Below are 21560 nucleotides of genomic sequence, written 5' to 3'. Positions count from 1 at the left end.
AGCTGGCGGGGGACCGCCTGGGAGAGTAGGTCGTTGCCGGATCTTTATATGAAAAGCACTTGGCTTAAAACCAAGTGCTTTTCTTGTTTTAAATTCTTTTATTTGTTCAGTAGAATGCGAAGTTCAATATCCTTGGGCGTTTCATACTTGCTTCCCCAGATAAGGCAGCCTATGGCAGTCAGCGCGATGTTGACAGCACATAGAGAATCGTGTTCAGTGATATGACACTGGTCGCATACCTCTCTGATTGAGTGAAAAGCATCGTGTAATTTAAACTGTTCGAACAAATCTGTGGGCAGGGGAAGGGCATGGATGAGTTGTATCATATCATTCGGTATATCAGGCAAAAATTTTTTGCCGGTTCTGGCTGCCTCAGTGAGGCATTCCTTGGCAATAAACAGATGGCATTTATATTTTTTACATTCTGTACAATGGCCGCAAAGTTTGTCCAAAACCATAAAGGCAGTAAAAATGTTAGCCCTGTTAAAGCCGGGCAGGGCTTTAATAAACGTCGGGGCAGCATCTGCCTTATCAGAAATAATATTGACATTAACCGGTGTATCTTGCCCTAATGTGGTGTTGATAGCATCAATAAAAAATGCTTCTCCGTATCTTTTAAAGATATCGTAAAAACGGGGATGGCCCTGCAGAAGTTTGTTTTTCCGAATATCTTCAGCAGCCCAGATGTAGCATTTTAGTACAGTTGCAATGACATCGTCTATCTTTTCTTCCGGAACGCCGCGAGCGACTGGTTTGCCGTGGAATTGTGTGTGCGCGTTTTCGGAACCACCGAGATAAACCGTAAAACCGTCGTGTTCTTCTATCAGGCCCAAAGATTGGCAGGTGGCAGAACCGCAGTTTCTGGGACATCCGGAGATACCTATTTTAAAGTCCCAGGGTAGTTTCACCCCGTAAAATTTGTTGGAAATATTACGGGCCAGTTCTACGGCGTCATATGTTTTGGCATTTTTACAGCCCCTGCTGCCGATACATGCTTTTACGTTACGCAGAGTTTTGTGGAGATAACCTATTTTTATTCCGTTAGCTTTTAATTTTTCCAGTGCTCCTGCCACCTTGTGTTGCGGGAGTAGCAGTATCGGCGCTTGGCGCCCGGTCAGTTTAATGCCCAGGCCTTCGTCAGAAATAATTTCAGCCAACAATGTTACCTGATCACTGGATAAAAAGCCCGCAGGGCAATCGATTAAAATAGCCCAGGACCCGTCAGACTGCTCAATTACTCCCCAAAATGCTTCTTTATTCTCATGGCATACCCAGTTGGACCCATCGATAGTAACTTTCTGCAATTCAATTTGTTGCCAGCCTTTATTTTGCACAAACATACCCCCTACGGAAAAAGCATTTCTATTTATTAAAATTCCTTAAAAAGAGTTTCTGCCAATTGGTCTGGATTTCCTGCTTGATTCCCTAGGTTGAATTTTTCCCCAATAAAAATAATCATTGCAGGCAAAAAAATTATATTGAAATATTATCCCAATTGATGTTATAATCTAAATGTCTACGCAGGAAGGATAAGTGTACATGGAGAGAGGACATTGATTAGACATGGACAATACCAAGACCAGCCAAAAATATTATATCGTTGCCGAAGATATTCTTCCCAGCGCCATACTGAAAACAGCAGAAGCCAAGGAGATGTTGGCGCGGGGGGAGGTAGAGACAGTTCATGAAGCTGTCGAAAAAGTGGGTCTCAGCCGCAGCGCTTTTTACAAATATAAAGACGGCGTTTTCCCTTTTTTTCGGGCTGTTCGAGACAAAATAATCACTATTGCTCTACTGTTAGAGCATAGAAAGGGAGTTTTATCCACGGTACTTAATACGATAGCGGCCGAACAAGGCAGTATCCTGACTATTCATCAGGGAATTCCGCTGCAGGGGGTTGCAAACGTCACTCTTTCTATTGAAACAGCCGGTATGGTTGTTTCTGTAGATACCTTGTTGCAATCTCTGGGTTTAATAAAAGGTGTAAAAAAGGTAGAGTTGATAGGGCAAGAATAATAAATGCAATATTTCATAGGAGGGAAGATTAGATGGAGAGAGAAATAAAAATAGGATTGCTGGGCTGTGGAACAGTAGGTGGCGGCGTATGGAAGGTTTTGGCTAAGAATAGGGATAACATTCAGAAAAAAGTAGGAGCAGATATTACCGTTAAACGTGTTTTGGAAAGGGATAAGGAAAAGGCTGTGGCAGCCGGTGTTCCGGCTGAGATCATAACTACTGACATAAACGATATTATTGATGACCCTGAAATTAAAATAGTTGTTGAGGTAATCGGCGGCATTGAGGTTGCCGGAGAATTCATACATAAAGCATTAAAAGCGGGAAAAAGTGTGGTAACCGCAAATAAGGACCTGCTGGCTGTTCAGGGGCGGGAACTCTATGAACTGGCTGAGGCCAATAACTGTGACCTGCTTTTTGAAGCCAGCGTTGGCGGTGGCATACCAATCATCAGACCGCTAAAAGAATGCCTTGCCGGGAATAAAATTGAAGCAATTTACGGAATTGTAAACGGAACCACGAATTATATGCTTACAAAAATGACCAACGAGGGTTCCAGTTATAAAGAGGTCTTGGCAGAAGCCCAGGCCAAGGGATATGCAGAAGCAGACCCCACTTCTGATGTGGAAGGTCTGGATGCCGCCAGAAAATTAGCCATTCTTGCCTCAATTGCGTTTAATGCCAGGGTATCTTTTGACGATGTTTATGTTGAGGGCATTAGTAAGATTACTGCCCGGGATATAGAATATGCCAAAGAATTGAATTTTGTGGTCAAGTTATTGGCTATAGGGAAAGAAACTGACGGAAAAATTGAAGTCAGGGTACATCCCACAATGATTCCGGTTAACCATCCCCTGGCGTCTGTCAATGACGTATTCAACGCAATTTTTGTCAAAGGGGACGCTTTGGGCGAAGCTATGTTTTATGGGCGGGGAGCCGGTGAACTGCCCACGGCCAGTGCAGTGGTTGGAGATATTATTGATGCAGCCCGCAACATAATTAAAGGTGTTCCGGGCAGAATAGGCTGTACCTGTTTCGACCGGGCCGGTTGTAGTTGTTTTGAGAAAAAGCAAATTAAAGATATGGGCGAGACGCAGGCCAAATATTATATACGGCTCAAAGTTTTAGACCGTCCAGGGGTTTTGGCCGCTATTGCCAGTGTATTCGGTAACCAAGAAGTTAGTGTGGCTTCCGTTATTCAGAAACGCAATATAGGGAAAATTGCTGAAATAGTCTGGGTAACGCATGAAGTTATGGAAAAAAACATTCAGGATGCCTTGAAAATAATTGCAGGGTTATCTATAGTAGAAGAAGTAAGCAATGTAATTAGAGTAGAAGGAGAATAACAATGATCCGTGTTCAAGTTCCCGCTACTACGGCAAATATGGGACCTGGTTTTGATTGTGTGGGCATGGCATTAAAACTTTATAATTTTGTGGAGATGGAAGCCATAGAGCAGGGGGTCGTTATTGACGTTGAGGGAGATGGAGCAGATAAAATACCCCGCGATAAAAGTAACATTGTATATTTGGCCGCTGAACGGGTGTTTAAAATCGTTGACCGTAAACCTGCCGGTTTACGTATTAAATTAACTAATAATATCCCTTTGGCCAGGGGGTTAGGCAGCAGTGCGGCGGCTACTGTTGGCGGGCTTATCGCTGCTAATATGTTGGTTGGATCGCCTCTGTCAGAAAAAGAACTGCTCAACGTGGCAACGGCCATTGAAGGGCATCCGGACAATGTGGCGCCCGCCCTGCTGGGAGGTATTGTTGTATCTGCAAAAGAAGACGATGATATTAAAACTGTTAAAATTCAACCTCCGGCCGGGATGAAATGTGTGGTGGCAATTCCTGATTTTCAACTGTCCACTAAGGCTGCTCGGGAAGTTTTGCCTCAGAATGTTTCTATGGAAGATGCAGTTTTTAACCTCAGCAGAACGGCTATTTTAGTCGCTGCTTTAATGAGAGGGGACTTCGACCTCCTGAGTATTGGCCTGGACGACCGTTTGCATCAACCGTACCGAGCCAACTTAATTCCGGGGATGAAAAAGGTTTTTGCGGCCGCGAAGTTAGCCGGAGCCAAAGGGGTGGCATTGAGCGGTGCCGGACCTACGTTAATAGGTTTTTGCGATGAAAATATCGGCTTAATTGCCAAGGTTATGAAAGATACTTTTGCGGCCAACGGAGTCCGGTGCAGGGTTGTGGAACTTGAGCCCAACCCAGTAGGAGCTACTGCATTGGAAAAAATCTCTTTATAAGACAGACCCTGAAAATCTGGCCTCTTCATGTGAAGAGGCTTGATTACTTTTGCCGGTTTTTTAAGGGAACGGTTTCCAAAAAGCTTTTGATTATTTTGGGGTCAAATTGGGTTCCGGCGCTTTTCTTTAGCTCCTCTAATATTATTTCGGAAGATAAAGCCGGACGATAAACCCGATCGCTGGCCATGGCATCTAAGGCGTCAGCAATGGCAATAATGCGGGCATGCAGCGGTATTTCTTCACTTTTAAGTCTGTCTGGGTAACCGGTTCCGTTGTACCATTCATGGTGGTGTCTAACTGCCGGCGCCACTTCGCGCAGGGGTTCTATTTTTGAAATAATATGGGCGCCGGTTTCTGGGTGTTTTTTTATTAAATCCATCTGTTGACTGTTCAGGTTGCTAGGATGGTTAAGAATGGTTTCTGTGACACCAATTTTTCCGATATCATGGAGTAAAGCGCCATAATATAGCATTTCCATTTCCCGTTGATTTAAGTTAAGACTTTGGCCGATAGCAAGGGCATATTCGGCGACCCGCTCCGAGTGGCCTTTGGTATATTCGTCTTTTGCTTCCAATGAATAAACCAAAGCGCTGATTGCTTCTTTGTTTAATTGTTTCTTGAACAGGTTTCGCTCTAGCCGGGCCTTTTTAAGTTTGGAAAGAATTTCTTTGTGTATCGAAATTATTATAAAATAAAAGAACAAGACGGGAAGAAGTCTCTCAACAAGGAGAACGGAAGGAATAGTGTTATATGACAGAAGAATGTTGGCGATGTGTAAAATTTGTTTTGCAGCCAGGATAACGACAGCCATTAGAAAACCATTTTTGTTATTTAAAGGGGATTTGATTACAAAATAGATAAGGAAAAAACATAGCGCCGTTATAGCCTGTTCAATAAAGAGGTCGCCGCCGAAATAAGCAAAACCCCGGCCTGGAAAATCCAGTTGATATTGATACCAGGGCCACCAAATTAACGGTAACAAGAGAATAATCAATCCCAGGCTTATTTTAATGAAACGTCGGACAACAGTATTTGATTTCACAAAGGTACAAAGAAAAGCTGCTGTAAGGTAGATAATGTTAATAATTTTTAGAAAGTGGTCGAAGATGGGTATAAAAACTTCGGGCAGTTGAACTTGCAAAATAAGGCTGGCCAGGAAAACTGTCAACATAAAAATATTTTGCAGAAGCATGGCGCCAAAGGCAATATTCATATAGGAATAAAAGGGCTTGTTGTTCTGCCGGTGTTCAAAGTAAACCAACTGCCATGCTACCAGTGACAATGTAAAAACGGTTGTTTGAATTATGAGGCGTACTTCTACACTGTCAATAATTTCCTGTTTCCACAACTGCATTCACTCCCACGATATATAAGAACACAATAAAACAAATTTCGACTACTTGGCAAAATTATCCTCCTTTTACTAGTGAAAATGATTCAGTGAGCAATACAACATAGAATTTTATTTGCCATCTGTGCAATAAAATGTCTACCGGAAAACCGCTTATTTTACTTGACAATGTATGAAGGTGAAGTTATAATAAAGGTTAGTCGGATCGGGGCGTAGCTCAGTTTGGTAGAGCGCTACCTTGGGGTGGTAGAGGTCGCACGTTCAAGTCGTGTCGCTCCGACCATTTAACAATGATGTTAATGGTTAATTAAACAAAACATAAATAACATAATTATTATAGACCATTTCTAAAACCCGCATCTTGGAGCGGGCTTTTGTTTTGCTACATAAAAATTTATATAAACGTTATTTTTGGATATGGTATAATGAATATGTGTATTTATACCTCGTTCGGTGCAGCCTACAGGAGGGGATAGTTTGGACCAACTAACTTTAGCCATGGCCATGAGGAAAGTTGGCGCTTTACCCGCATTGCCTCACGTAACAACAAGGGTTTTAGAGTTAATAGATAATCCTGATTCTAAGCCACAGGACATCTGTAAACTGATTTCGCAGGACCAGGTACTGACTACAAAAGTTTTGCGCCTGGTAAATTCGGCCTACTACGGTCTGCCGAGGCAGGTGGCCACTATAACGGAAGCAGTAACTATTTTGGGGCTGCAGACATTGCGTACAATAGTATTGGGTGTTTCGGTTTATAAAACACTTGGTGGCCTGGGCCAGAAAAAAGTCCTGGCGCCGGAACAAATATGGAAACACTCCATAGCTACGGCGACCGCTTCCAAGATTTTAGCCGCAAAACTGGGATTTGAGTACGTTGAACAGGCCTTCGTGGCCGGACTGTTGCACGACATAGGTAAAATGATACTGAACAGCCTAATGACAAAGGAATATTTAGAAGTGATGAGGCTCGCCGGTGAAACTGATAAAAGTTTTTTACAGGCAGAGCGGGAAGTGCTTGAGTTTGACCATAGTGTGGTCGGAGATTTACTGGCTGAGAAATGGAATTTACCAGATTGCCTGGTTGAGCCAATTGGTTACCATCATGACCCTTTTGCTGCCCTGAATCATCCAGACCTGACCTGCATTGTGCACCTGGCTAATGCTGCTGCGGTAATCGCTGGCTTTGGGTTAGGCAATGACAAGGATTTTCATTTGGATAACAAGGTGCTTTCAAGAATGAATTATTCTTTTGATAAAGTTACCGAGCTTGCTTCAGAAGTGGGAAAAAGAGTAACATCCGAAATCCTCTTGTAGATGGCTGCAGAACTGCAGGCATCTACATTTTTGGTACGGGTTTTGATATACTCAATACATAAAGATGGTTTTGATGGTAAAAATTATCAGAGGTTATGAAACGGCCGGTTTATTCTGAGAGGTGTTTTCCAGTGCATCATTTTTTAAAAGGAAATTTCTTTATGGAAAGACTCAAATATGTGCTATTAGCCATTATTTTTGGGCTTAGTTTTATGCTGCAGGCTGTCCAGCCTAGCCTTGCCCAAGCATCGGCGGCGGTACGTGAAAAGGCGCCGGCCAGAAAGGTTGTTGTTTTTATCCTGGATGCAATTAGTTGGGACGACTTGCGCAGCGCCAATGTACCAAATTTAAAACACATGATTGACCATGGATTCATTGGTTTGATGAATACCAAAACCAGGGGTATGAGCCGGGTAAACATGGAAAGTGGTTATTTTTCTCTGGGCGTAGGTGTTCGGGCCAATGCTCCAGATCTGACCGGCCAAAACGTTTATTCTAAAAACGGCAGGCTCATAGTGAATGATATAGAAAAACTCAAGGCCCAAATTGAACAGGATTTGCCTAATTATCGGGCAGGTCAATTCGGTTGGATGGCGAAAAGACTGGGGCTAAAAGTAGCTTTAATCGGTAACGCCGATACAAATGTGCAACACAGGGAAGCGGCGCTGATAGCTATGGATGAGAACGGAACTGTTCCCATGGGATATATAGGCTCGAAACTGCTGACACGCGACCCGTTATTTCCGGGAAAAATCAGGACCAATGAAGGTGTACTTTTAAGAGAGGCCGCAAGGTTTTTGCCTAAAACAGACATTTTGTTCATAGATTTTGGGGATACAACACGAATTGACGAGCATTACGATTCTATTGACAACGTTTTTGCTGAACGGGCCAAGGCGTTGGCCAGAGCCGATGCTTTTATCGGCAAATTCCTGCGCTATGTGGACCGGAAAAATACCATGGTGATGGTGATAGTCCCTAACGCATCGAAAACTTCTATTGCCAACGGAAATACCAGCTTGACACCGGTTATTGTATCTACAGGAACCAAAGAATCAGGACTGCTGATTTCCAATACGACCAGAAGGGAAGCGGTAGTGGCCAACATAGATTTTGCACCAACTGTTTTTCATTATCTGACTGGCCAAAAAGGGGAATTCATCGGAGAACCCATGGAGTATAGAAATATAAAAGATACCCCCACAAAGAATAGCCTTTTGACTATAGAAAAGAAAGAACGTAAATTTTATAACCTGCGTTGGGGCCGCTTCATATCTCACGGGTTTTACGTGGTTTTGGTGGTGTTATCTTTTGTGTTTTTATATGTTCCCTCTCTGGCAAGGTTTTTCCGAATAAGCGAAGACGCCAAGCGGATATTTGTTACACTGGCCCTGACTTTTCCGTTGACTGTATTTGTTACGGGCCCGCTGCTGCCTTTTCGGCATTTTATTATAGAATCAGTTACCATTCTGCTTATTTCTGTTGTGCTTAGCTTGCTGCTGGTTAACCTGTTGCGGAGAATGGAATACATACTGTTATTTTCTACCCTGGGAACCTCCCTGGTTTTGCTCAGTTACCTTTTCTGGGCTCCTTCTTTTTTGTTGAATTCTCCCCTGGGATTTGACGATGTTTTTTTAGGCGGCAGGTATTACGGAATTAATAATGACGCAATGGGAATACTGCTTGGGTCTACTTTAATGGGATTGTTTTCCCTTAACCAGTGGACGGGTTTAAGTTCCTGGGTGAAAAACCTTTTGTTGTTAGTCGGTCCTTCGGTAGTTGTTTTGTCCTTATCGCCGCTTTTTGGGGCCAATGTTGGCGGAACTATTGCTGCCCTGTCTGTTACAGTTTTAATTGCTCTTCAGTTTATAAGCCAAAAGCCCTTAACCTGGCGAAAAGTTATTTATGTAGTATGCCTGGTATTTATCGTTGAGGTAGGCATCGCCTATATGGATTCTTTGTTTGACCCGCCTAAGACCCATGCCGGTAAAGCCATCAGGGCTTTGCTGACTACCGGTTTTACGAGCAAGTTTTCTGAGTTGCTTATATCTAAACTGCGACTTTTCGCTTTAATTACAGCGATACCGCCGTACAATATAATTCTGGCCGCAGAATATATAATTTTTTACAGATTGTTTAAGAAAAAAGATATGTGGATAGGGTCTTTTGAGGCAAAATACCCGGTTTTAGCCAGCAGTATGAGTATTTTTTTCTTTGGTGGTTTAATTGCGTTTCTCTTTAATGATACCGGGGTAATAGCCACGGCGATGTTATATACGTACTTTTTACTCCCTTATGGAATCTTGAGTAAAAACTAAATAAACCGTGTATAGGGCGCTACCTTTGCTGAAAAAATATAATCGAGTTTAGGAGGTGGCCCTTATCGTGTCTAGGTATAGTTTTCCTGCCGGGAAAGGCATTGCCTTTTTTTTACTTGCCACTTTAATCTGGTTTTTTTCTGGCGAGGCATGCTATGCTTTGCATAATCCGCCATGCTGTCCGGACGAGTGTTCCGTTCGTGCTTTATACCTGAAAAAACCGCCTTTTTCCGGCAGCGAAGTCAGGGATTTTCAGCAGGCGCTGCAGTACCTTGGGTTTTACAGGGGAGAACTGGATGGCGTATATGGCCTGCAAACCTATAACGCAGTAAAAAAGTTTCAACGAAGCAACAAACTTCCTGTAAACGGGAGTATTAATGTTGCTACCTTACGTGTATTGAAAAAATATTTTGAACTGCCTTTGGCTACCAAAACCAGGACCAAGGGGCCGAAAGGAGAGGTAAGACTGGAAGTGCATATTAAAACCAGGACATTGATTGTATATGACGATGATAAGGTATTTAAGACGTACCGGGTTGCCGTCGGAAGAAACAAAACTCCTACCCCGGTAGGGGAGTGGAGAATCGTCAGAAAGGCAAAAAACTGGGGAACGGGATTTGGTACAAGGTGGCTGGGACTAAGTGTGCCATGGGGTCTGTTCGGTATTCACGGGACGAATAAACCCTGGTCCATCGGCAGCAAAGCCAGTCATGGATGCATCAGAATGTTTAACCGCGATGTGGAAGAATTATATGAATGGGTAAAGCCCGGAACAAGGGTAACGGTAATAGGCCAGGTATTTCCGGTGCGTTATGAAGACCGGCTTGTTATCCGCAGGGGCTATAAGGGCTCAGATGTCTACCAGGTCCAGCAAAAGCTTAGAGAGTTGGGATATCTGAAAAGTGCACCTGACGGCATTTATGGGCCGGCTACTATAGCAGCGGTAAAAAAGTTTCAAAAAGATCACGATTTTCCTGTTACCGGGGAAATTGATATAGATATATACCCTGCGATAGGTTTATAACTGGCTTAAGAAAAGAGTTGGAGGATTCGGAGGAATTTGGTAGAATATGATAAGAACAAGATATGATGGGCGGCGGCTTGTGCCAATCGCCCATTCTGTATTACCCGAGGTGGATAGTATTTGTTACAGCCAATAAAAATTTTACATGTTATCCGCCCGGCCGAAGGTGGAATGAAGGAACACCTGTTATCCCTGCTCAAAGGATTGGACAAAAACAGGTTCCATATTCACGTGGCTTGCCCGGGTAATAGCAGTATAGAAACAGAGTTGAGAAAACTGGGGATTGAGGTTCATAATATACCACTGGTGGGCCCCATTAATCCCGGGGAGGATATCAGGTCTTGCAAAGCTATTAAAAACCTTTGCCAGGCGGAAGGATTTACCATCATACATTGTCACGGTTCCAAGGCCGGGTTGGTAGGCAGGTTGGCTGCAGCCACGGCCAAGGTTCCTTTGGTTATTTTGACAGCTCATAATTTTGTGGTAGATGATAAATATTCCTTAGCCAAAAAGATTGTCTTTACGAAGGGCGAGCAGTTTTTGGGCCGGGTGACCGATTGTGTTATTACCGTTTCATCGGCCTTGAGAAAAGAGTACATTGAAAAGTTCCGAGTGCCTGCGGAAAAGGTTGTTTGCGTATACAACGGGATAGATACAGAATCTTTTGACCTTACCGTTGATAAAAAAAAGATTAAGACTCAACTGGGGCTGGACCCCGAAAAACCGGTGATTGGAACTGTGGCCAGGATGGCTCCTCAGAAAGGCCTGCCCTTTTTACTGGAAGCGATTGCTATATTGGGAGAAACGGTGAACGCCGGTTTTCTCATAGCAGGCGATGGCCCCCTGCGTCCAGACCTGGAGCGCCAAGCAGAGCAACTGGGGTTATCAGGTAAAGTTTGTTTTCCCGGATACTGTCAAAACATAAAGGAAATTTTACAAATTTTTGACATATTTATAATTCCTTCTATATCGGAAGGACTTTCTATCACTGCCATTGAAGCGCTGGCCGCGGGTAAACCTGTCGTAGCCAGCAGGGTAGGAGGCTTACCGGAAGTTGTGGAACATGGGAAAACAGGGGTTCTTGTGCCGCCAGGGGACCCGGCGATTCTTGCTTCCGCAATCAAAAACCTCCTGGATGACCCGGCTTTGAGAGAACGGATGGGAAGGGCAGGAAGACGGACGGCTAAAGATAAGTTCAGTCTGGAAAATATGATAAGGAAAACAGAAGAACTTTATATAAGTCTGTTTAAAGGTTTACAGGTTAAATGAGCCGGATTACAAATGTTGTTTTGGGCCCAGTTGCTTAAAACTTTTCTCAAAGGGGATGTCGAATTGGAAAGCAGAGGAAATAAAAGAATACTTCGCCTGGTCAGCATTCAGGTAATCATGGTGATTATTTTGGTTTTTGGCCTACCGGTCTTTGCCGAAGCCCTTCCGGAAAAACATAAGGGAAATGTGACCATAGTAGTTATGGATAAAATTTCTATGCAGGATTTGGTGCAGGCTTCAGTTCCCAATATTATGAACCTGGTTAGCAGGGGGGCTGCCGGCCTGATGACGACCAACCCAGCCAGCGGAGCTGCCCGCATATCTCCCAATACATATGCCACTATTGGCGCCGGGGCAAAAATTCAGGCAGGGTATTCAGGGGTAATGGCTTTTAACGAGAGTGAAATAGAGCCGCAGAGTCACGCTCCCGCAGCCCAGGAATACGAAGTCAGAACGGGGATAAAACCTGGCAAAGGCAGTGTATTACATATTGGCATAGCTGAAATATGGAATTATAACAAGGAATTAAAGTATGATTATGCTGTCGGTGGTTTAGGCACGGCTCTACATGCCGCCGGTTTGAGGACGGCTGTTTTGGGGAATAGCGATACAAATGAAAGTTTTTTTCGGCAGGTTGCTACTATTGCCATGGACAGGAACGGCCTGGTCGATTACGGTGATGTTAGCCCCAGACTGCTGGTCAGAGATAAAAAGTCCGTTTTTGGCAGAAGTACCGACTATAAGAAGATGCTCGCAGACTACAAAGAATTAAAAAAGAAAGCTGATTTGATAGTTTTGGATTTGGGGGATACGGCGAGACTGGATTTGGCTTCATCGTCTTTATTGCCTGAAATTGTTATCGCAAAAAGAAAGGATGTTTTGGCCAAAGCAGACAATTTTATTGGTGCTTTATGCAAGCAAATAGACTTTTCCAACGACCTGGTTATTTTGTTGTCTCCGGGACCGTCAGCGCAGGCTATGGAGGAACGGAATTACCTGACGCCGGTGATAATTGCCGGAAAAGGGTTCAGGCCGGGAATATTGGAGTCTCCAACCACTAAGAGAACGGGGTTAATCAGCAACACAGATATCGTGCCTACAGTGTTGCAGTTTTATAACCTGCCACTGCGGATTCCCATGGATGGGACCAGTGTGCAACTAAATGGCCAGCCGTTACAGTCTGTTCATTCGGAAAAAGTGATAGATACATTGATTAAAATGAACCGGGACATAGTCCGGACCTTTAATGCCCGTTACCCTATTGTTAAAGGCTTTATAAATTTTGCCCTGATTCTTACTTTGGTATCCGCAGCCGGTATTTACCTGAAATTTAAGTACCTGAGGCACATCAAGCCATTGCTGTTGGCCGTAACGATAGCGCCATTAGCCATGCTCCTGCTGTATTTTTTTCCCCAGCCTACCGTCATCAGCTCTGTGGCGGAAGTCATTGCCCTGACGGCAGGATTAAGCATTGCTTTCATCTTAGGGAAAAGATTGGCCGGTAACAAAGGCCTGTGGGCTTTTGCTATAGCAGGTTCATTTACGACCTTGATCATTATCCTGGATATGTTTGCCGGAGGCATATTGAACAAAACAAGCCCTTTAAGTTACGACCCCATGTCCGGGGCCAGGTTTTACGGTATAGGCAATGAATATATGGGAGTCCTCATCGGTTCTTTGTTAATGGGGTTAGGCACCTGGCCCGGTACGATGACGAAAAAGCGCCGGGCAGTATCAGTTTTATTTATGCTGATTACGGTCTACGTAATGATGGCTCCCAATCTGGGGACCAACGTGGGCGGTACAATCGCTGCCTTAATCGGGTTTGCGGTAGCGGTGGTTTTGCTCTTTGATATAAAAATCAACTTTAAGGTCTTTGCTCTTCTTTTTGCATTATTGGGCATACTGTTTACAGGGTTTCTTTTCTTTGATATGTCCAGAAGCCCGGAACACCAGTCCCATATTGGGCGGACCATGAACCTTTTAGCTGAAGGCGGCTTACAGGAAGCCCTTAATATCATCGCCAGAAAATGGGAGGTTAACTGGCGGCTATTGCACGGAACTACCTGGAGCTGGGTCTATTTTTCGGGTTTGATTTCTATTTTATTATTGTGGCGCTGGCTAAAGGATGAAATGGAATTCCTACAAACAGAGAATCCGATATTTTTCAAATTTTTAAAAGCAATTATTGCCGGTAGTATTGGTGCTTTGTTATTCAATGATTCGGGAGTTGTTGCGGCTGCCATCCTGATTATTTACGGAACGGCTCCTTTATTTGCCATGGTCATTGACCGGATGTTTGGTGGTGAGGTGGAACAATGATAATTGGCGTAATCAGCGATACCCACGGGGATGTTGAAGCCTGGCGCAAATCAATTAACGGACCTTTAAAAGGCGTGGACGTTATTATTCATGCCGGCGACATTCTCTATCATGGGCCAAGAAACCCTATTGTAGCTGGGTATAACCCGCAGGCGCTGGCGGAAGAAATAAACGCCAGCCCGATTCCGTTGCTCTTTGCTAAAGGGAATTGCGATGCAGATGTGGACCAAATGTTAATCAAATATCCGATTCATTCTCCCTATGTTTTTGCTTTTATTGAAGGTCGGAACATTTTGGCTGTTCATGGGGCTGATATGAACCGGGAAGAAATGCTGCAGCTTGCCCGGTATTATAACCTACGGTTTTTCATCAGTGGCCATACCCATGTACCAAGTCTGGAGAAAATTGGGGAAACAATTTATTTAAACCCCGGAAGTTGTTCCCTGCCCAAAGAAAATAACCCACCCACAGTGGCAGTCATAGGGGAACAGGAAGTGGTAATTATTTCTATTGATTCGGGGCAAGAATTAACGAAATTAACTTTGTAACAGAGGTGATACCTTTGGACGACTTAATGGTCAGAGGTGTAGCCGCCGGTGGGTTGATAAGAGCCTGTGCGGCAGTTACCACAGGTTTGGTGGAAGAAGCCAGGGTCAGGCATAAGACGGAACCGACGGCTACGGCTGCTCTTGGCCGGGTTTTGACTGGGGCGGCCCTGTTGACTTCCGGCTTAAAAGAGCATGATACGGTTACGCTACGGGTGTTAGGAGACGGACCTTTAGGGGCCATTGTGGCTACAGCCGATGCGCATGGGAATATCCGGGGTTACGTGCAGAATCCCGAGATCAACCTTCCTCCGGCCGGTCCCGGGAAACTTGATGTTGGTTTAGCTGTAGGAAAAAATGGTTTTTTGCATATCACTAAAGATTTGGGATTAAAAGAACCCTATACAGGAAGCGTGCCTTTGCGAACAGGGGAAATAGGTGATGACCTGGCCGCGTATTTTCTGGTTTCTGAACAGGTACCTTCGGCTGTTAATTTAGGAGTATTGGTAAACCCTGATGGGACGGTGCAGAGTTCCGGGGGCTACCTCATCCAGCTTATGCCAGGCGTAAAAGATGAACAGATAGAAGAAATTGAAAATATAATATACAGCCTGCAGCCTATAAGTACATTGGTATCCCTTGGCTGGGGACCTAGGCGTATATTGGAAGAAATTTTAGGGCATCTTGATTTTAAACAACTGGAAGAAACCGAATTAAGATTTAACTGCAAATGTTCACGGGAACGATTGGAAACTGTACTTATCAGCCTGGGGAAGGAGGAAATCGAATCAATACTGGCGCTGGAAGGAGAGGCGGAAGTGAAATGTCATTTCTGCGGCGAAGTATACCGGTTCAACCGGCATGAACTGGAAAAGATTAAGGAGGCGGCAGTTTCCTTGAAGTAAAAAGGGCATAAAAAAAGGATTTGGTAAAGCAAATCCTTTTTAAATGGCTCTTTGCACTTTGCCAGATCTTAAACATCTGGTACAAACATTTATTTTTTTAGGCGCTCCGTTTACCAAAGCCCGAACTTTCTGCACATTCGGAGACCAGGTCCTTTTGGTACGGATATGGGAATGGCTTAGTTTAATGCCGGTAGAAATTCCTTTTCCGCATATATCGCACTTGGCCATGGAGTTCCACCTCCTTTTCCTTTCAGTAACTTTTATATTATACCAAAAAAAAGTGGGTTTGGCAAGGCAGGATTTACATAAATAAATGTAGAAATAACAATAATGTTCCAATAATTATTTGGTTAACCTGCTTGATTTAAAGATCAAAGGGGGCCCAGAATGTTTACTAAGGATATGTCAATAATGAGCGCATTGCAAGCTCATCCAAAAGCCAGGGAAGTGTTCAAAAAACATGGCATGGGTTGCTTGAGCTGTATGGGCGCTGTGCAGGAATCCATAGAGGCCGGTGCTCTGATGCACGGTATAGATTTGGATGCCCTATTAAAAGAATTGAATGATTTACTACGAGAAAAAGAAACCTAAGTACCGGATGAGGGATGTTATTCCTCTTTTTTTTTAATAGACTGGGTTTTTCTATCCCCCTGCAAATGTTTGAAATTATGAAAGGGTGGGCGAATATGGGTGATAAAGATAAATTAGGCAATGTCAATATTTCCGAAGAAGTTATTGCCACTATTGCCGGGGCAGCTGCTGTTGAATGCTACGGAATAGTCGGTATGGCCGCAAGAAAACTAAAAGACGGCATTGCCCAACTGCTTGGCAGAGAAGACCTGACCAAAGGGGTGCAGGTCAAGCTTGAAGGTTCTCAAGTGACGGTAGACCTTTACATTATAGTAAGTTATGGGGTAAATATTGCGGAAGTAGCCAAGAATGTAATGGAAAGAGTAAAGTACAGCCTGAGTAAGTACACGGACCTTGAGACCAGAGCCATAAATGTAAATGTTCAAGGGGTCAGGGTCAGTAACGGCGGCTAAGGAGGAGACGGAGTGGAGATTACCGTTTTGGATGGGGCCAGGTTTAAAGAGATGCTCCTTTGCGGCGCCCGTAACATAGAAACAAATAAAGAGCGGGTTGATGCCCTGAATGTTTTCCCGGTCCCTGACGGAGATACCGGCACCAATATGGCTCTTACATTAGCGTCGGCAGTAAATGAAATCCGGGCGGTTGACAGCTCCTCAATCGGGATGATTGCTGAAGCCGCAGCCAGAGGAAGCTTGATGGGGGCCAGGGGCAACTCGGGGGTTATTCTATCCCAGTTAATCAGAGGGATGGCTAAGAAACTTAATTTAATGGATAAAGTTGGCGCAAAAGTATTTGCCCAGGCTTTGGATAATGGAGCCAACACAGCTTATAAAGCCGTGATGAAGCCCATGGAAGGGACGATTCTCTCTGTGGCCAGGGATGCGGCCAAAGGCGCTGTTGAGGCTGCCAGAAGGTCTGATGATTTGATTTTCGTTTTACAGGAGACGATAGATAAAGCCAATATTGCTCTCGCGGAGACACCAAAGCTGCTTGCGGTTTTAAAGCAGGCCGGAGTTGTTGATGCCGGAGGCAAGGGTTGGGTCCTGTTTCTTGAAGGCATGCTACAGGGGCTAATGGGAAGGGGGATTACTGCCCATGAACCGGCTACAGAAGAAAAAGTCCGCAAGAATGCGGCTTCCGGCTTGCGTCCAAGAGAAAACGAAATTATAGAATTTGCTTATTGTACAGAGCTTATTATCACCGGCGGGGCCGGGCAACCGGCTCAAATCCGTAACCGGCTTGCTGACTTGGGTGACAGCCTTTTGGTGGTAGGAGAAAGAGGTACTGTTAAGGTACATATTCATTCCAACCACCCCGGGCAGGTATTGGAGAGGTGTTTGGAATTTGGAGCTCTGGAAAATATAAAGATTGAAAACATGATTTCCCAGGCCAAAAAGAAGGGAATATCTGTCCAGGATTCCGCCAGCGCCGGTAGGTCTGAAAAGGCCGGCCCAACGACAAAAAAACCTTATGGTTTTTTAGCTGTAAGTACGGGGACCGGTCTGGAACAACTGTTTTACAGCCTGGGGGTTGACCGGATTGTTTCCGGCGGTCAAACCAATAATCCCAGTACGGAAGAACTGGTGAAGGCAATTGAAGAGATAGATGCTGATTTAGTTTATATATTGCCCAACAACGGAAACGTCATTTTGACAGCCCGGCAGTCGGCGAAACTTTCCGGACGGAAGGTGGAAGTAATCCCGACAAAGACAGCACCCGAGGGCATTGCTGCACTGGTGGCTTTTCAACCCGAAAAGGATAAGGAAACAAATACAGCTCGCATGTTGAAAGCGGCGGAAAGTATGATTACCGGGGAAGTCACTTATGCCGTACGGGATACATGTATAGGTGAGAGAAGAATCAACAAAGGAGACATAATAGGAATAGTAAATGATCAAATTTTAGCAGTTGGCGCTGATTTAGCCCAGGTAACATGCAATCTTTTGCGGAATATCATAAACGATGATGCGGAGATAGTTACTTTATACAGTGGGGAAGGCGTAGATGAGGAACTGGCTGCAAGTATTGTTGCTCAACTGCGGGAAGAATTCCCTGATTTAGAGATAGAATGTCATTACGGCGGTCAACCGCTTTATTACTTCCTGATTTCCGTGGAATAAGGACGTGGGGTATGAACATATGGCTGATTTAGTGATTGTAACTGACAGTACCGCAGACCTGCCGCCGCAGGTTTTGCACCAATACGGTATAGAAGTGGTTCCGCTCAAGGTAATGTTTGGGGACGAAGTTTATAGAGACGGCGTGGACATTACTTTCGGTGAATTCATCCGGAAAATGGAGTCTTCCGGAACAGTGCCTACCACTTCTCAGCCTGCGCCCGGAGAATTTACGGATGTTTACGAAAGAATTTTGCAGGAGCAACCTGACGCCCATATTATATCTATACATTTATCGGCTCAGATGAGCGGTACGGTTCATTCCGCCCGATTGGCCAAATCCATGGTCAATGAAGAGAAAATAGAGGTTGTTGATTCCAAAATGGTCAGCCTGGCTTTAGGGGTTATTGTTCTTGAAGCGGCCAAAGCTGCCCGGGCAGGAAAAGATAAAGAAGAAGTATTGAAAATTATTGACCATATGATAGAAAAAACCAGGACTTATTTTTTGGTTGATACGCTGGATTATCTGCAGAGAGGTGGTCGCATCGGCAAGGCTCAGTCTTTGCTGGGTACCCTGTTGCATATAAAACCTATACTCACCTTTAATGACGGTTTTATAAGTCCCTACGATAAAGTCCGTGGATTAAATAAAGCAATACAGGTGATTACGGACAGCATTAATGAAGAGTTCGGTAAAAACCCCGTATCCTGCGCCTTTGTTTACGGCACTGATATGGAGCTGTTTGATACTTTCTACAACAAAATCAAGTCAGAAGTGCTGTTTGAGGAAACGGTAAGAGCGCAACTGGGATGTGTTGTTGGAGCCCACGGAGGGCCGGGTATTGTAGGGGTTATTTGCTACAGTTTTTGAAAGTTGGCGCTTGTAGCGTACAGGTTATTTGGAGTGGTTATGATGACTCTGTCCGGAATACTGCAAAATATGGCACAGGCCATGCAGGTAGAACTGAAAATGGGCTGTCTTGATACCGCCGTTATGGGCGGTTTTAGTACATTTATCATAAAATGTGCCCAAAAGGCCTGTGATTCGTGTGAAAACGAGCTTGCCCGGCATAATTTGACAGTTCTTGTCCCTTTGTTCCGGGAGTATGTGGCCAAGGACAAAGAGGAAAGAAAAAAGATGGTGGAGTATGGATTGACAGTTTTAGGACAGGTTAAAGCTGCCGTTAATGCTGAAGCTGGCAAAGAGCGGAAGGAAAAACCGCCTGTGGTTGAACAGGTTAACGGTCGGGAAACGGAAAAACCGGTAAACGATGCCCTGGAAAATCAATCTTTACAGTACTTAAAAAACATCGGGCCCAAAAGGGTTAGACTGCTAAACAAATTGGGCATTTACAGTATAACCGACTTGTTTTACTACATACCGCGCCGTTATGAAGACAGGAGCCAATTGAAGCCTTTTTATATGCTTGCCCATGGGGAAACGGAAACGGCTAGCGGTATTATCGTCGGTATGCAGGAAATTAAGCCGCGCCGCGGTTTAACGATTATAAAGGCCGCTTTGCGCGATGCAACAGGCATAGGATATGCCGTTTGGTTTAACCAACCTTATGTAAAAAAACAGCTTATACCAGGGAAGGAACTGATAGTTTCCGGCAAAGTGGATAAAAAATTCGGTCAAGTGCAGATAACGGTCGCTGATTTTGAAGTGGTGGATGATTCCGATAATGTGCACGTTGGCCGGATTGTTCCTGTATATTCCGTTACCGAAGGGCTACCGCAGCGGGTTTTCAGGACCATTATGAAAAACCTTATTGATTCTTTTGGGGATCGGCTGGAGGAGCCTTTACCGGACAGCATAAGGCGGCGGTATGACCTGCCTAGCATTAATGAGGCCCTCCGGAACATTCACTTTCCGGAAGATTGGAACTGTATTGAAGAAGCCCGTAGGCGCCTGGCATTTGACGAACTGCTTGTGCTGCAGTTGGGCCTGGCTTCCATGAAGATTTCTCAATTGCGTAAAGTACGAGGTATTGCCCATAAAAAACACGGCCCATTGATGAAAAGGTTTATGGATAACCTTCCTTTTCCGCTGACCAAGGCGCAACAGAGAGTGCTGGAAAGTATATATCGTGACATGGAAAGTCCGAAACCGATGAACCGACTTTTACAGGGTGATGTGGGTTCGGGTAAAACAATTGTGTCTGCCGCTGCTTTGATCAAGACTGTAGAAAGTGGCTACCAGGGTGTTTTGATGGCGCCCACGGAAATATTGGCGGAACAGCATTATCTGGGGCTCAGGGAATTATTTGCTCCACTGGGGGTTAAGGTGTCCCTCCTTACGGGGAGCATCAGCAACAAGGAAAAGGAAGCTGTACTCCAGGATATCAGCCAAGGGAGAACTGATATAGTTATTGGGACCCATGCTGTCATTCAGGACGAAGTAGTATTTCAGAAACTGGGATTGGCCATTACCGATGAACAACACAGATTCGGCGTCAAGCAGAGAGCTAGGCTCCAGCAAAAGGGGCATTATCCCGATGTGCTGGTAATGACAGCGACTCCTATCCCGAGGACTCTGGCTATGACCGTATATGGCGATCTTGATGTATCCGTAATTGACGAACTTCCGCCAGGCCGGCAGCCGGTAAAGACCTTTTGGGTGACGGAGAATAAACGGCAGCGTATGTACGAATTTATCAGACAGCAGGTAAAGGAAGGGCGTCAGGCATATTTTGTATGTCCTCTGGTGGAAGAAAGTGATAAACTGGATGTGGAAGCGGCCGTTGAAACGGCAGACAGGTTGGCCCAGGTTGTATTTCCTGACTTGCGGATTGGCCTTCTGCACGGGCGGATGAAAGCCGACGAAAAAGAGCAGGTTATGAAGGCCTTTCGTGATGGCAAGATCGATATTTTGGTAGCCACAACGGTTATAGAGGTAGGTGTAAATGTCCCCAATGCCACAGTGATGGTTATAGAAGATGCAGAACGTTTTGGGCTGGCTCAGTTGCACCAACTGCGCGGCAGAGTGGGTAGAGGGTCGCATCAATCTTACTGCATCCTTCTGGCTGATCCCAAGACTGACGAAGGCAAAGCCCGTATGCAGATAATGCAGGCTTTCACGGACGGGTTTAAAATAGCGGAAGAAGACCTGAAACTGCGCGGCCCCGGCGATTTTTTCGGAACCAGGCAATCGGGGCTGCCAGATTTAAAAATTGCTGATATTGTAAGGGATGTTAAAATATTGGAGATGGCAAGGGTAACCTCTTTTGAAATTATTGAAAAGGACCCGGCTTTGTCCCTGCCAGAACATAGTGAGTTGAAAAAACTAATGGTGGAAAAATTTAAGAATAAGTACCATTTTATCAATATCAGCTAGTGCCCCTTCAAGTAAAGCTGAAAAGTAAGCAAAACGGGCATACGTTACTTGAAGGGGCAGTAGACAGCGGCAGGTATGTAATTTCAGGAAAAAGTTTAAGACTATTACCTCTATTGTTAAAAAATTATAGAAATTAGCACTGTTATTTTCCTGGCCGATGGCTTTTTTGCCATCGGCCAAACATTTATGCC

18 protein-coding genes and 1 tRNA gene are annotated in these 21560 nt (G+C 44.6%); 16 read left to right on the top strand and 3 right to left on the bottom strand.

The window, feature by feature from the left end:
- Positions 1-98: 98 nt before the first annotated feature.
- Positions 99-1334 carry a hypothetical protein gene (locus tag Tfer_RS13655; RefSeq protein ID WP_052218877.1) on the bottom strand — a complete coding sequence of 412 codons (1236 nt, stop codon included), beginning with the start codon at positions 1332-1334 and terminating at the stop codon, positions 99-101.
- Between the two features lie 229 nt (positions 1335-1563).
- Here Tfer_RS13655 and Tfer_RS13650 point away from each other — a divergent pair, with 229 nt between their 5' ends.
- From Tfer_RS13650 to thrB, 3 genes are read left to right on the top strand one after another with little or no spacing between them, the layout of a single operon-like run.
- Positions 1564-2016: an ACT domain-containing protein gene (locus Tfer_RS13650; protein ID WP_013120962.1), complete on the top strand. Its 453-nt coding sequence runs from the start codon at positions 1564-1566 to the stop codon at positions 2014-2016.
- A 32-nt stretch (positions 2017-2048) separates the two neighbouring features.
- Complete coding sequence (locus tag Tfer_RS13645) at positions 2049-3362, top strand: homoserine dehydrogenase (protein WP_052218876.1); 1314 nt, start codon at positions 2049-2051, stop codon at positions 3360-3362.
- 2 nt (positions 3363-3364) lie between these two features.
- Positions 3365-4273 carry a homoserine kinase gene (thrB, locus tag Tfer_RS13640; RefSeq protein WP_052218875.1) on the top strand — a complete coding sequence of 303 codons (909 nt, stop codon included), beginning with the start codon at positions 3365-3367 and terminating at the stop codon, positions 4271-4273.
- A gap of 43 nt (positions 4274-4316) precedes the next feature.
- Here thrB and Tfer_RS13635 read toward each other — a convergent pair whose 3' ends face one another.
- Positions 4317-5621, bottom strand: a complete 1305-nt coding sequence (locus Tfer_RS13635; RefSeq protein ID WP_052218874.1) for an HD-GYP domain-containing protein — start codon at positions 5619-5621, stop codon at positions 4317-4319.
- Between the two features lie 209 nt (positions 5622-5830).
- Between Tfer_RS13635 and Tfer_RS13630 the strand changes: the two genes are divergently transcribed.
- The 8 genes from Tfer_RS13630 to hslO all read left to right on the top strand — a co-directional run bounded on the left by Tfer_RS13630 (position 5831) and on the right by hslO (position 15324).
- Positions 5831-5907, top strand: a tRNA-Pro gene (locus Tfer_RS13630).
- Positions 5908-6101: 194 nt separating this feature from the next.
- Positions 6102-6941: an HDOD domain-containing protein gene (locus tag Tfer_RS13625; protein ID WP_052218873.1), complete on the top strand. Its 840-nt coding sequence runs from the start codon at positions 6102-6104 to the stop codon at positions 6939-6941.
- A gap of 161 nt (positions 6942-7102) precedes the next feature.
- The gene (locus Tfer_RS13620) at positions 7103-9259 is read left to right on the top strand and encodes an alkaline phosphatase family protein (RefSeq protein ID WP_152909070.1); all 2157 of its coding nucleotides are present in this window, start codon (positions 7103-7105) and stop codon (positions 9257-9259) included.
- A gap of 67 nt (positions 9260-9326) precedes the next feature.
- Positions 9327-10283 (top strand): L,D-transpeptidase family protein, encoded by a 957-nt coding sequence (locus Tfer_RS13615; RefSeq protein ID WP_200901044.1) that lies wholly within the window; start codon positions 9327-9329, stop codon positions 10281-10283.
- A gap of 120 nt (positions 10284-10403) precedes the next feature.
- Positions 10404-11552, top strand: a complete 1149-nt coding sequence (locus Tfer_RS13610) for a glycosyltransferase family 4 protein (RefSeq protein WP_052218871.1) — start codon at positions 10404-10406, stop codon at positions 11550-11552.
- A 63-nt stretch (positions 11553-11615) separates the two neighbouring features.
- On the top strand, positions 11616-13874 hold the full coding sequence (locus Tfer_RS13605) for a hypothetical protein (protein WP_152909069.1): 2259 nt from the start codon (positions 11616-11618) through the stop codon (positions 13872-13874).
- Complete coding sequence (gene yfcE / locus Tfer_RS13600) at positions 13871-14422, top strand: phosphodiesterase (RefSeq protein WP_052218869.1); 552 nt, start codon at positions 13871-13873, stop codon at positions 14420-14422. The genes Tfer_RS13605 and yfcE overlap by 4 nt, the downstream gene beginning before the upstream one ends.
- Before the next feature lie 14 nt (positions 14423-14436).
- Complete coding sequence (gene hslO / locus Tfer_RS13595) at positions 14437-15324, top strand: Hsp33 family molecular chaperone HslO (protein ID WP_052218868.1); 888 nt, start codon at positions 14437-14439, stop codon at positions 15322-15324.
- Positions 15325-15363: 39 nt separating this feature from the next.
- Here the strand turns inward: hslO and rpmB are convergent, their stop codons facing one another.
- A complete protein-coding gene (gene rpmB, locus Tfer_RS13590) occupies positions 15364-15552 on the bottom strand; it encodes a 50S ribosomal protein L28 (protein ID WP_013120951.1) in 189 nt (62 codons plus the stop codon).
- A 159-nt stretch (positions 15553-15711) separates the two neighbouring features.
- Here rpmB and Tfer_RS13585 point away from each other — a divergent pair, with 159 nt between their 5' ends.
- From Tfer_RS13585 to recG, 5 genes are all read left to right on the top strand, one after another.
- Positions 15712-15915, top strand: coding sequence for a DUF1858 domain-containing protein (locus Tfer_RS13585; protein ID WP_052218867.1), 204 nt, complete (start codon positions 15712-15714; stop codon positions 15913-15915).
- A gap of 95 nt (positions 15916-16010) precedes the next feature.
- Positions 16011-16367, top strand: a complete 357-nt coding sequence (locus Tfer_RS13580; protein WP_052218880.1) for an Asp23/Gls24 family envelope stress response protein — start codon at positions 16011-16013, stop codon at positions 16365-16367.
- 12 nt (positions 16368-16379) lie between these two features.
- A complete protein-coding gene (locus Tfer_RS13575) occupies positions 16380-18035 on the top strand; it encodes a DAK2 domain-containing protein (protein WP_052218866.1) in 1656 nt (551 codons plus the stop codon).
- Positions 18036-18054: 19 nt separating this feature from the next.
- A complete protein-coding gene (locus Tfer_RS13570) occupies positions 18055-18903 on the top strand; it encodes a DegV family protein (protein ID WP_052218865.1) in 849 nt (282 codons plus the stop codon).
- 42 nt (positions 18904-18945) lie between these two features.
- On the top strand, positions 18946-21369 hold the full coding sequence (recG, locus tag Tfer_RS13565; protein ID WP_345786545.1) for an ATP-dependent DNA helicase RecG: 2424 nt from the start codon (positions 18946-18948) through the stop codon (positions 21367-21369).
- Positions 21370-21560: the final 191 nt, after the last annotated feature.

Origin of the sequence: Thermincola ferriacetica (genome assembly GCF_001263415.1) — a bacterium.
Classification (GTDB): Bacteria; Bacillota; Thermincolia; order Thermincolales; family Thermincolaceae; genus Thermincola; species Thermincola ferriacetica.
The sequence above is the reverse complement of the archived record's forward strand: the minus strand, read 5'-3'. Positions and strand labels throughout refer to the sequence as shown.

What these genes read in the sequence shown, in the direction of transcription:
- Tfer_RS13650 (WP_013120962.1), top strand. Translation starts at nt 1,564, where the DNA reads ATGGACAATACCAAGACCAGCCAAAAATATTATATCGTTGCCGAAGAT.
- Tfer_RS13645 (WP_052218876.1), top strand. Translation starts at nt 2,049, where the DNA reads ATGGAGAGAGAAATAAAAATAGGATTGCTGGGCTGTGGAACAGTAGGT.
- thrB (WP_052218875.1), top strand. Translation starts at nt 3,365, where the DNA reads ATGATCCGTGTTCAAGTTCCCGCTACTACGGCAAATATGGGACCTGGT.
- Tfer_RS13620 (WP_152909070.1), top strand. Translation starts at nt 7,103, where the DNA reads ATGGAAAGACTCAAATATGTGCTATTAGCCATTATTTTTGGGCTTAGT.
- yfcE (WP_052218869.1), top strand. Translation starts at nt 13,871, where the DNA reads ATGATAATTGGCGTAATCAGCGATACCCACGGGGATGTTGAAGCCTGG.
- rpmB (WP_013120951.1), bottom strand. Translation starts at nt 15,552, where the DNA reads ATGGCCAAGTGCGATATATGCGGAAAAGGAATTTCTACCGGCATTAAA.
- Tfer_RS13585 (WP_052218867.1), top strand. Translation starts at nt 15,712, where the DNA reads ATGTTTACTAAGGATATGTCAATAATGAGCGCATTGCAAGCTCATCCA.
- Tfer_RS13580 (WP_052218880.1), top strand. Translation starts at nt 16,011, where the DNA reads ATGGGTGATAAAGATAAATTAGGCAATGTCAATATTTCCGAAGAAGTT.
- Tfer_RS13570 (WP_052218865.1), top strand. Translation starts at nt 18,055, where the DNA reads ATGGCTGATTTAGTGATTGTAACTGACAGTACCGCAGACCTGCCGCCG.
- recG (WP_345786545.1), top strand. Translation starts at nt 18,946, where the DNA reads ATGACTCTGTCCGGAATACTGCAAAATATGGCACAGGCCATGCAGGTA.